This is a genomic window from Ligilactobacillus sp. 110_WCHN, from assembly GCF_030518115.1.
GTDB lineage: Bacteria > Bacillota > Bacilli > Lactobacillales > Lactobacillaceae > Ligilactobacillus > Ligilactobacillus aviarius_C.
Map to the genome: position 1 here is coordinate 16,575 of NZ_JAULLI010000007.1, position 11,625 is coordinate 28,199.

Sequence of the window (11,625 nt, forward strand, 5' to 3'; positions counted from 1 at the left end):
CACCGCTGTTATTTTTCAACGTAAAAGCGCGGAACCCGTTGTCCAATCGAACAAAGAATTTCGTAATGAATCGTTCCGGCATAATCTGCAGCATCCTGGGCGGTCTTTTGCTTGCCACCATTTTCACCAATTAGCGTAACCTTCGTTCCCAATGGCACTTCATGCGGTAACCGGATCATAAACTGGTCCATGCAGATTCGGCCAACAATTTCGCATTCCTGGCCGTCAACTAAAACCGTTGACCCCTGCATCCGCCGTAACCAGCCATCAGCATAGCCCATCGGAACGGTTCCAATCCATTCATCCTTAGTAGCCGTGTACGTTGTCCCGTAACTAATCGAATCTCCTGGATGAACCTGCTTAACTTCAACAATGTGACTGGTAAGTTCAAACGCTGGTTTTAACGCAACATCATGCGGGAGTTGAACTTCCTTGCCTGATGGATTCAACCCGTACATTCCGATTCCAAGCCGGACCATATTCCCGCCGCATTGCTTGTGCCAAATCGAAGCAGCTGAGTTCGCAACGTGAACGTAACGCGGACGTTGAGTAACAACTTCCATCAGTTCGTGGAACTTATTCAATTGCTTCTTGAAGTAAGAATCATCCGCTGAATCAGCCGTTGAAAAGTGGGTAAAGATCCCTTCAAATTCAAATTGGGCTTGATGGTGGTTCATAAATTCGATTGCTGCCTTAACGGTTTCCTGATCACGGAATCCGATCCGGCCCATTCCCGTATCAAGGGCAAGGTGAACCTTTAACTTCAAATTTTGAGCTGCTAATAATGGCTGGGCCGTTTGTAAGAAGTGAAGGTCGCTGACCGCCGTTGATAAGTTGAATTTTGCCATGTACGGGGCTTCCGTTTCTGGTGAAGCACCTAAAATCAAAATCGGCTTTGTAATTCCATTTTCCCGTAACGCAACGGCTTCATCGATCACCGCCACGCAAAAGCCGTCAACTCCGGCTTCCTGTGCAGCAACTGCAACCGGAATTAATCCGTGACTGTATGCATCGGCTTTGACCACGGCAAACAATTCCTGGCCGGGTTCCATTCGTTGACGTTCAATTTTTAAATTATGCTTGATTGCCCCTAAATCAATGGTGGCACATGTTCCACGATGTTTTCCAATAATCATTTTTAGTCCTTCTTCTCCAAAATAACCTCTGTCATTACTAACTCATCCGTATGCGAAATTGAAACGAACGCCTTTAATTCATTCTGCTTAGGGTGACGGCGCAGCTCGGGTTTGCCGAGTTCATTATCGATAATTTCCAAATCCTTAAAATTGACCGCCTTCCCGATTCCAGTTCCCAGCGCCTTGCTGTATGATTCCTTTGCTGAAAATCGGCCTGCTAAAAACTCATCCTGGCGCTTTGAACCGAGTTTCTGATACACTGCCAATTCATTGGCCGTCAAAATCTTGCGGGCAAAAGCATCCCCCTTTTGGCGAATGCGATGAATTCGTTCAATTTCCGTTAAATCAATTCCTAATCCCCAAATCATTGTTATCGTTTCCGAATCTTATATTTTGGCTTGGTTGTCTGTTTTTTCTTTGGTCGTTGATCCTTCCGCTTTCCTCGCCGGTCACGATAGTTCCGTTTCCGATTTTTACCATAACGGTTATCATGCCGGTTAGTCCGTTTCCGCCGCGGCAATGGTCGTTCCGGTGTGATTTTGACCGGAACTGAAGATGCATCTTCGCGCGAAACAGTATTCAATAACGCTGCTGCAAGGTCCAACGCACTGTATTCATTCAATAATTCATTGGCCTGATCACTGTATTTATCCGTATCAGTCCGCGAAATCAAATTATCGATCTCCCGGATCGCACTTTCCATCTGACCGTTAAAGGCTTCCTTGGCTGTCGGCGGCCGCATTGGGATCATCCGTTTACGGGTCAGTTTTTCAATCACCCGCAAATAATCCATTTCATTAGGGGTGACAAACGTGACCGAGATTCCTTGATGACCGGCCCGCCCTGTTCGCCCAATCCGGTGAACATAACTTTCCGGGTCTTGCGGAATATCATAGTTGTAGACATGACTGACACCTGAAATATCCAATCCGCGAGCAGCAACATCCGTGGCCACTAAAATATCAAGGTCGCCATCCCGAAATCTTTTCAAGACCGCACTTCGCTGCTGCTGCGACAGGTCGCCATGAATGCCGGCCGCATTATAACCACGGGCAACCAATCCGCGCGAAAGCTCATCGACCCGCCGTTTCGTCCGTCCAAAAACGATCGTTAATTCAGGTGCCTGGACGTCTAAAATCCGCGTCATTACATCAAATTTTTCATTTTCCCGAACCTTAACGAAGAATTGGTCAACTAAATCAGCCGTTAATTGCTGGTTCTTGATTTTCACAATCTCCGGGTGATTCATGAACCGTTTGCCGACTTTCAAGATTGCTGGCGGCATGGTTGCTGAAAAAAGCAACGTCTGCCGTTTTTTTGGAATTTGCGCAATGATTTTACTAATATCATCCAGAAATCCCATATCAAGCATTTCATCAGCTTCGTCCAAAACAAGCGTTTCAACCTTGCTCAAGTTGACCGTTCCCCGTTGAAGGTGGTCAAGTAACCGTCCTGGAGTTCCGACTAAAATATGGGGCGGATAATTTTTTAGCTGCTTGATCTGCCGAACAATATTTGCCCCGCCGAAAACTGCCTGGACCTTTGCTAATTTTTCTTTTCCAAGTTTGAAGATTTCTTCTTGAGTTTGAATTGCGAGTTCCCGGGTCGGTGAGATCACAAGCGCTTGAATCTCACGCCGTGAATAATCAATCTTTTGCAGTAACGGTAATCCGAAAGCCGCCGTTTTGCCCGTTCCGGTTTGGGCTTGACCAATCACATCGATTCCCGAAAGAACCAGCGGAATGGTCTTGGACTGGATCGGCGTCGGTTCTTCAAAGCCGGTTCGCTTTACCGCTTCTAATAATTGATTATCTAATCCTAAATCGCTAAAATTCAATCTCAAATTCTCCTTAATCTTCATTCTCTGCCGGACTCAAGGCGGCTAAGACCTTTTCAAGATGCATTCCGTGGCTACCTTTCAGTAAAACAACATCTTCCGGACGCAAATCATGTTGAAGGTCATCAATTAATTGTTCCTGGTTGCCAAATTCAAAGTAATGGATCCGTTGAGGAGCCATCATTCCTTCAAGCTTGGTCTTTAACGGCTTGATTTCGTTTCCGTAAAGGTAAACTTCATCAATTTTGGCCGGGTCAATTGCTTCTGCTAGTGAAGCATGCAATTCAGGTGATTGCTCACCGAGTTCCAACATATCGCCTAAAACGACGATCCGGCGCCCGCCATCTTCAACTGGCACTTCCTTAAATGAATGCAGAACCGCCTTGACCGCTGTTGGATTTGAATTATAAACATCGCTTAAGATCCGTTCGCCAAGGGTCCCGTTGACCCATTCAGTCCGGTTAGCGGTTAACGCAAACGTCTTCAAAGCTTGAATTATGTTGGCAATTTCAATATGCATTAACTTTCCAACTTCAATGGCTGCTAACGCATTTTTAACGTTGTAATCCCCAATCATTGGAATCTTAAATTCATCAGGAGTTAATGCCGGAACTTTAAAGGTCGTTGCGTGATCATTTCCTTGAATATCACTTGCAGCCAAATCATCGGTTTGTTCATCTAACCCAAATGTCTTGGTTGCCTGAACAAGATCCGCCGTCCGTGCCCGCAAAAGCGGTTCGTCCCCGTTGTAAATTAAAGTTCCGTCTTCTTTTAATCCATGAGTGATTTCCATTTTGGCATCGGCAATCCGGTCACGGGTTCCAAAGAACTCAATGTGGGCTTCCCCGATCATTGTGATGACCGCAATATCAGGTTCGACCAGCCGACTAAGCTTATCCAACTGGCCAAAGCGGTCCATTCCCATTTCGACCACTAAAACTTCCGTATTCGGCTCCATTGAAAGACAGGTCATTGGAACCCCAATTTCATTATTAAAATTGGCAAAGGTTTTCGTTACGTTATATTGCGTTTGCAAAACCGCCGCAATCATGTCTTTCGTGGTTGTTTTTCCATTACTGCCGGTGACTGCAACAACTTGCGGATTAATTTTGTGCAAGTAGTACTTGGCAAGTTTTTGCATTGCAGCTAACGTATCTTCAACCGGTAATGCAGGAATTGCAGTTGGAATTGCCCGGTGATCAGTTTGCCAAAGGGTTGCCGCTGCTTGAGCATCAATTGCATTTTGAATAAATTGATGGCCATCGTTTTCACCCTTCAATGGGACAAACAACGCCCCCGGCTTCATTTGCCGACTATCGAAACTGACACTCGTGATCGTAATGGCGTTCCACTCTGCCGGAATATCTTCAACCTCCAATACCCGTGCAATTTCTGATAATTGCATCTTCATTGATTTTATCTTCCTTTCCTTATTCATTCCGAATCCTAATCTAAGATATTGTACCACATTCAATCATTATTTTCTTGTTAAAAAAAGACTGTGACATAAGTCGCAGTCTCTTTACTATTGCATAACCGGGTTCCAAAACAAACGAGCTGAGTGGTGACGCGAAGCTAATTCGAAAACCTCCGAATCTATGCTCTGCGATTCGTTCGCTTTTCTGCTTCCACCACGCTCGTTTTTACTGTTTTGTCACACCTTCTCATACTTACATATGTTCCAACCGCTCAATTCGTTTTTCGATTGGCGGATGAGTATCAAATAAATGGGTCCATGAACCTTTTTTAAACGGATCGGCAATGTAAAGTGATGCACTGCTTGTGTTCGCGTTCCGCATCGGTTCACTATCTGAAATTGCCCGTAAGGCATCGATCAAGCCTTGCGGATTGCGCGTCAATTCGACTGATCCCGCATCAGCAAGATATTCCCGGTTCCGTGAAAGGGCCATTTGAGCAAGGGTAGCTGCAAGCGGACCTAAAATCAGCGTTAGAATTGAAAAAATCATTGCAATAATTGCTGACTGATTGTCATCATCATCGCGATTGACCCGTCCCCAAAAGAACGAATTCACCCCTAAGTTTGCAAGGTATGAAATTGCGGATGACAATGCTAACGCCGTTGATTGCAGCCGAATATCATAATTTCGAATATGACTGATTTCATGGCCAATTACCCCTTCAAGCTCTTCCCGGTTCAACCGTTCAAGCAAGCCCGTCGTTGCGGCAACCGCTGCATGCTGCGGATCTGGTCCGGTGGCAAACGCATTGGGACTTGGATCATCAATAATGTAAACTTTCGGCATCGGAACTTTACCGACCATTGCCATGTCTTGAACAACGTGATATAAAACCGGCGCCTGCTCTTCAGTAACCGGATGGGCATTATTCATGCTCATGACGATCGACGTTGATTGGGTCAACGTCATGATCATGTAGAAAAGGCCAACGCCAATCGCAATTGCAATTCCAATCGTTGCCCGGCCGTAACAAAAATAGCCAAGAGCCGCTCCCATCAAGCCGACTAAAACATAAAATCCAATTAAAACGTAAATCGTTTTCCGCTTATTTTGCGCGATTTGCTGATAAAGCATTTGCTAAAACCTCCGTTTCAACAAACTAATTCAAAAATTAAAATGAAACCTTTGGTGCTTCCTTCGCTGCACTTGGAGTTTCCAAGTAGTTAACCTTTGTCATGTGGTGAATATGAGCAACCATGTTTGACGGGAAGGTTACTAATTTTTGATTATACAATGCAGCTGAACTATTGAAGAGTTGCCGTGAATAAGCAATTTTATTTTCAGTATTCGTTAATTCTTCTTGAAGTTGTGAGAATTCTTGGCTGGCCTTCAAATCTGGATAATTTTCTGACAATGCAAAAATTGACTTTAATGCATCTGTTAATTGATTTGAAATTTCCATTTTTTCCTGATGCGCATCAGCTGGAAGTTGCATGATTTTATTCCGTAAACCAACAACTTCATCAAGGGTTTCCCGTTCATGTTTAGCATAGCCCTTTGTTGTTTCAACCAGGTTTGGAATCAAGTCGTTCCGCCGTTGCAATTGAACATCGATTTGGCTCCATGCTTCATCAGTATTAACCTTTGCACGTTGCAGACCGTTGTACATTACAATGTATGTGATCACCAATGCAATCACGATTACTAAAACAATTAATCCAATCATTCTTGATCCTCCGTTTATTTTGATAATGAAAATTAATTACGATACAGCAGAGGAGGCCGACATTTGTCTGACCTCCTCACTTTTGCGGTATTTTGTTTATCCAAAATAGTTGAACGTTTTATCCACATTAAAAGTTCAACGCCACCCTGCAATCCGGCAGTAATGGTGTCCGCGTTCGATTTAAAGCCGTCTGTGCCGCAGCACACCAGAAATTTCTGGCCAGCTTTCCTCGACTCATCGCATACCAATACCATATCATTTTTTATTTTAGATTACAAATCTTTAATCATTACATGGTGGGGAAGATCAGCTTCTTTAAACTGATCTCCTTCAACTTGATATCCTAACTGGATATAAAATGATTGCGCATCATCTTGAGCATGCAAGATCAATCTTTCAGCCCGTTGAGCAAGCGCATCTTGTTCAATTTGTGCCATCATTTCAGTTCCATAATGCTTATTGCGTTCTTCAGAGACGACCGCAACCCGTTGGATCAACCATTCACCCGCTTTTTTCACAACCCGCGCAGTTGCCACCGGATGACCATCAATGTAACCAACATAATAGCACGGTCCATCTTCACCCTTCATTTCTTTTTCAATCGGGATTCCTTGTTCATTCACAAAGACCTGTTCCCGAATTGCGACAGCGTCTTTGTACAAATCGCGGTCAAGATCAACTGTCTTTTCAATTTCTAACATATATCTACCTCGTGAATTATTGTCGTAATCTCCCAAGAAAACCTTTAAACAGCTTCCCTAACAACATTCTCACTCACAGTTAGATAATTTAATCATATCCCCGGCGATTTTTCAAGTTTTGAACGAAATCCTAGTGATTCAAAATCCAAATGAAAATCACAAAAACGATTCCAAGGATATACATCAATGCCGGAACTTCCTTGCCACGTTTAGCTGCCAGCATCGTTAACGGATAAGCGATAAATCCTAAAGCCAGCCCGTCAGAAATACTGTATGTCAATGGCATTCCAACCAAAATTAAGAATGCTGGAATCGCAATTTCCAACTTGTCCCAATGGATTTTTGCCATATTTTGGGCCATTAAAACCCCAACGATAATCAATGCTGGAGCAGTAACTTGAGAAGTAACTACACCTAAAAGCGGCGAAAAGAACATCCCTAAAATAAAGAGGATTCCAGTGATCACGACGGTCAATCCGCTCCGACCGCCAACGGCAATCCCGGCTGATGATTCAATGTAAGCCCCGACAGGTGAGGTTCCAAGCACTGAACCAACCATCATCCCAGTTGAATCGGCCATCAAGGCGCGACCGGCACGCGGCAACTTATTATCCTTCATAAAACCGCCTTGTTGGGCTAACCCAATCAACGTTCCGGTCGTATCAAAGAATGTTACTAATAAGAACGTAAAGACAACGATCCACATCTGGACGGTATTAATACTTCCAAGATGATGAAGGGCCACGCCGAATGTTGGCTTCAAACTTGGAATTGCCGAAATAAAATGATGCGGCATTGGAATATATCCCATTACGATTCCAAAGATTGCCCCCAGAACCATTCCAATAAAGATTGCTCCAGGAACATTTAAAATCAGTAACAAAGCCGTTGCAAGCAACCCAAACAAGGTTACCCAAACTGCTCCGTGAATGCTGCCTAAACCAACCAGGGTCGACTTGTCAGCAATAATGATTTTTCCATCTTGCAACCCCACAAATGCAATGAATAAACCAATTCCGGCAGAAATTGCATACTTCAAGTCTTCGGGAATTGAATTAATAATCGTTTCCCGAAGTTTTAAAACCGTTACCAGTAAGAAAATGATCGATGCTACAAAAACACCGGCTAAAGCGGTTTGCCACGGAATATGCATTCCGATACATACTGAGTAGGTAAAGAATGCATTGATCCCTAAACTTGGAGCGGAAGCAAATGGATACTTCGCGTATAACCCCATCACTAAACATGCAAAAGCAGCCGAAACAGCCGTTGCCGTAAAGACTGCCCCCTTATCCATTCCCGATGCACCTAAAACGCTCGGGTTCACAAACAAAATATAGGCCATTGATACAAAAGTGGTAACGCCCGCAACAAATTCCCGTTTAAAATTCGTATGCAGCTTATCAAACTCGAAATAATTTGCAATGCCTTTCAAAAGTAACACTCCTTCGGTAAAATACGAACATTATTTTGATTGTTTAAATCAAACAACATTAATAAATATATATCACAAAATTTCTTTTGTAAACGGTCAAATAAATACGAAAGTTATTTTTCGGGTTTTCTTTATAAATAAAAAGTGAGAACCGAACATTAATCTGTTCGATTCCCACTTTAATCTAATTAAATTAGTCTTTTAAACTTTCGATGTAACTGAATACCCCTTGGCCGGCAATTCCGCCATCGCCAACGGCCGTTGTAATTTGACGCAACTTCTTATCCCGAACATCGCCAACTGCAAACACGCCTGGAACGCTCGTCTTCATTTCGTCATCCGTAATTACCCAACCTTGTTCGTCAGTAATTCCAAGGTCTTTAAATGGTTCCGTCATTGGGACGTTTCCAATGTAGATAAATACGCCATCAGTTGGAACTAACCGGTCTTCATTCGTTTCCTTGTTGTGAGTCTTTACGCCGGTAACTTTCTTACCATCCCCCACAATCTCGGTTACGATCGTATTCCACGTAAAATCGATCTTATCATTTGCAAATGCCCGGTCTTGCAAAATCTTTTGGGCCCGCAATTGATCACGCCGGTGAACGATGTTAACGTTATTTACCAACTTGGCAAGGTATTCACTTTCTTCAACGGCTGAATCACCGCCGCCGACCGTTGTAACGTCTTTTCCACGATAGAAAGCCCCGTCACATACTGCACAGTATGAAACGCCCTTACCACTATATTCATCTTCACCTGGAATTCCAAGTTTCCGGTATTGTGATCCGGTTGCAATTACGATTGCCGGAGCTTCAAGTTCTCCGCTATCAGTCTTCACGTGCTTAATTCCATCTTCGTCAACCGTTACTTTTTCAACATTGCCGTATACAAAGTCCGCTCCAAATTGAATTGAACTTTGATACATTTGCTCAGCCAAATCCGGACCTAAAATTGATTTAAATCCGGTATAGTTTTCAACTTCTGCTGTATTGTTCATTTGACCGCCATATACCCCACGATCAAGCATCGCAACTTTCAGGTTTGCCCGTGATGCGTAAAGCGCAGCCGTCATTCCGCCGGGACCTGCACCGATCACAATTACGTCGTATTTATCTGCCATTGTGACACCTCATTAATTAAAGATATTGATTGATAATTTGTTCGAGTTGAGTTTTATCATGATACCCAACAACTGTATCTACAATTTTACCATCTTTTTTGATGACCATTGTTGGAATTGACATAATTCCCAACTCTTGGGCCGTTCCAGGGTTTTGATCGATATCCATCTTTCCAAATTGAACCTTATCGCCCATCTCATCAGCCAATTGATCAACAACAGGGCTTTGCATCCGGCAAGGACCGCACCATGTTGCCCAAAAGTCTGTAAATGTAACGCCCTTAGCGGTTTCAGCTTCAAAGTTTTGGTCAGTTAATTCTTTAATCATTCTAATCGTCCTTCCCATATTTGATTTACTTACTTTTTACAAGTATAAAATATCAAATTTGCAATCCAAATTCAACCAGATTGCTTACTTTAATTTTAGCTCACTTGGAGACGAAAACCTAGAAAAAAAGAAGTTGTGATATATATCACAACCTCCACTGCAATTATTTGTTTGTAAAGCCGTATTTCTTGTTGAAACGATCGACAACCCCGTCTGCTTGAGTAAACTTTTGCTTACCTGTGTAGAATGGGTGTGAGTCGCTTGAGATTTCAACACGGATCAATGGGTATGTATTACCATCTTCCCATTCAACAGTTTCATCTGATGTTGCTGTTGAACCAGATAAGAACTTGTATCCTGTTGATGAATCCATAAATACAACTTTGTGATAATCTGGATGAATTCCTTGTTTCATTTAAATTTCGCTCCTTTGCCCTGGTCCATTTGCTGAGCCAGAGTTATTTATGCATATAACATGCAACATACACCATGTTACCATGAATAAAATTTTCATGCAATAACTCTTTGAATTATTTAACCGACTTTATTTTGCTAATTTGCTGAATAAATTCATCGTTGTTTTTCGTCTTACGCAACATATTCAAAACTTCCGTTGTATCTTGCGTCAAGTCGTTTGTCATCAGTTTCCGCCGCAACTTCCAAATTGCGTTGCGGATATCATCACTCAGCAGCAGATCTTCCCGCCGGGTAACTGATTTATCCAAATCAATTGCCGGATAGATTCGCCGTTCAGCCAAGGTTCGACTCAGTTGCAATTCTTGGTTGCCAGTTCCCTTAAATTCTTCATAGATCACGTCATCCATTCGGCTGCCGGTATCAACTAACGCCGTTGCAAGAATCGTTAAACTGCCGCCTTCTTCAACGTTGCGGGCTGCCCCGAAGAATTTCTTCGGTTTGTACAAGGCTGCTGGATCGACCCCACCAGATAACGTCCGTCCGCTTGGAGTTTCAACCAGGTTATATGCCCGAGCAAGCCGGGTAAGCGAATCAAGCAAAATTACAACGTCCTGTTTATCTTCGACAAGCCGCATTGCCCGTTCCAAAACGAGTTCAGCAACGCGCACGTGATTTTCCGGACGTTGATCAAACGTTGAATAAATCACTTCACCGTTAACCGTTCGCTCTAGATCCGTAACTTCTTCCGGCCGTTCATCAATTAACAGCAGCATCAACTTAGCATCCGGATAGTTAGCCGAAATCCCGCCAGCGATCGCCTTTAATAAGCTAGTTTTCCCAGCGTTGGGCGGCGCGACGATCAATCCCCGCTGACCAAATCCGATTGGGGCAAACAGATCGATCACCCGCGTCGAAATATTTTTCGAAGTCGTTTCTAACTTGATCTGTTTGTCCGGATAAATCGGGGTCAGTGCTGGGAAATGCGGCCGGTTCTTGGCTTCTTGCGGCGCCTTACCGTTGACCGAGTCGATTCGCATCATGCCGTAGTTTTGTTCCCCATGCCGTGGCGGCCGGGCTAACCCAGCGACCCGATCACCGTTCCGCAGACCAAATAAACTGATCTGACTTGCCGAAACGTAAATATCTTCTTGCGACGGGCCATAATTGATTGGCCGCAAGAACCCATATGAATCATGAGAAATGATTTCAAGAACGCCATTCATAAAGAAATAGCCTTGTTTTTCAGCTTGCGCCCGGACGACTGCCATCGCAAGCTCTTTTTTATTCATCTGACTGTAATATGGAATTTTATACTGACGCGCGTATTCATAAATCTCCCGCAACGTCTTCTTTTCAAGATCTTCAAGGGTGATGTTTTCGTGTGAAGCCTGTTGTTGAGCTTCCTTGTTCTTATTAGTTTCCTTTGCCTTTGAAGATGCTCTTCCCTTTAAAACCCGCTTTTTTTCAGGTTCGCTTTTCTTTGATGTTTTCTTTTCCATCCCGC

The 11,625-nt window shown here is 43.5% G+C and carries 12 protein-coding genes; all 12 read right to left on the reverse strand.

From position 1 onward, the window contains the following. Positions 1-8 precede the first annotated feature (8 nt). The 12 genes from alr to rho all read right to left on the reverse strand — a co-directional run bounded on the left by alr (position 9) and on the right by rho (position 11,620). Positions 9-1,136, reverse strand: a complete 1,128-nt coding sequence (alr, locus tag Q3C15_RS03630) for an alanine racemase (RefSeq protein WP_283602048.1) — start codon at positions 1,134-1,136, stop codon at positions 9-11. Positions 1,137-1,138: 2 nt separating this feature from the next. Then, positions 1,139-1,504: a holo-ACP synthase gene (gene acpS / locus Q3C15_RS03635; protein ID WP_057826933.1), complete on the reverse strand. Its 366-nt coding sequence runs from the start codon at positions 1,502-1,504 to the stop codon at positions 1,139-1,141. A 2-nt stretch (positions 1,505-1,506) separates the two neighbouring features. Continuing rightward, positions 1,507-2,973 (reverse strand): DEAD/DEAH box helicase, encoded by a 1,467-nt coding sequence (locus tag Q3C15_RS03640; protein ID WP_302704189.1) that lies wholly within the window; start codon positions 2,971-2,973, stop codon positions 1,507-1,509. 13 nt (positions 2,974-2,986) lie between these two features. Then, a complete protein-coding gene (murF, locus tag Q3C15_RS03645; RefSeq protein ID WP_302704191.1) occupies positions 2,987-4,384 on the reverse strand; it encodes a UDP-N-acetylmuramoyl-tripeptide--D-alanyl-D-alanine ligase in 1,398 nt (465 codons plus the stop codon). A 259-nt stretch (positions 4,385-4,643) separates the two neighbouring features. Beyond that, positions 4,644-5,525 (reverse strand): zinc metalloprotease HtpX, encoded by an 882-nt coding sequence (gene htpX / locus Q3C15_RS03650; protein ID WP_057826936.1) that lies wholly within the window; start codon positions 5,523-5,525, stop codon positions 4,644-4,646. A 37-nt stretch (positions 5,526-5,562) separates the two neighbouring features. Next, positions 5,563-6,117, reverse strand: coding sequence for a LemA family protein (locus Q3C15_RS03655; protein WP_057826937.1), 555 nt, complete (start codon positions 6,115-6,117; stop codon positions 5,563-5,565). Between the two features lie 272 nt (positions 6,118-6,389). Further along, positions 6,390-6,818: a GNAT family N-acetyltransferase gene (locus Q3C15_RS03660; protein ID WP_302704193.1), complete on the reverse strand. Its 429-nt coding sequence runs from the start codon at positions 6,816-6,818 to the stop codon at positions 6,390-6,392. Positions 6,819-6,948: 130 nt separating this feature from the next. Then, complete coding sequence (locus Q3C15_RS03665; protein WP_057826939.1) at positions 6,949-8,253, reverse strand: NCS2 family permease; 1,305 nt, start codon at positions 8,251-8,253, stop codon at positions 6,949-6,951. Positions 8,254-8,446: 193 nt separating this feature from the next. Then, positions 8,447-9,376: a thioredoxin-disulfide reductase gene (trxB, locus tag Q3C15_RS03670; protein ID WP_283599573.1), complete on the reverse strand. Its 930-nt coding sequence runs from the start codon at positions 9,374-9,376 to the stop codon at positions 8,447-8,449. Positions 9,377-9,392: 16 nt separating this feature from the next. After that, positions 9,393-9,704, reverse strand: coding sequence for a thioredoxin (gene trxA / locus Q3C15_RS03675; RefSeq protein ID WP_064208551.1), 312 nt, complete (start codon positions 9,702-9,704; stop codon positions 9,393-9,395). A gap of 163 nt (positions 9,705-9,867) precedes the next feature. Then, complete coding sequence (locus tag Q3C15_RS03680) at positions 9,868-10,119, reverse strand: type B 50S ribosomal protein L31 (RefSeq protein ID WP_057826942.1); 252 nt, start codon at positions 10,117-10,119, stop codon at positions 9,868-9,870. 115 nt (positions 10,120-10,234) lie between these two features. Continuing rightward, entirely contained in the window at positions 10,235-11,620 is a 1,386-nt protein-coding gene (gene rho / locus Q3C15_RS03685) for a transcription termination factor Rho (RefSeq protein WP_283599574.1), read from the reverse strand. Between the last annotated feature and the right edge of the window lie 5 nt (positions 11,621-11,625).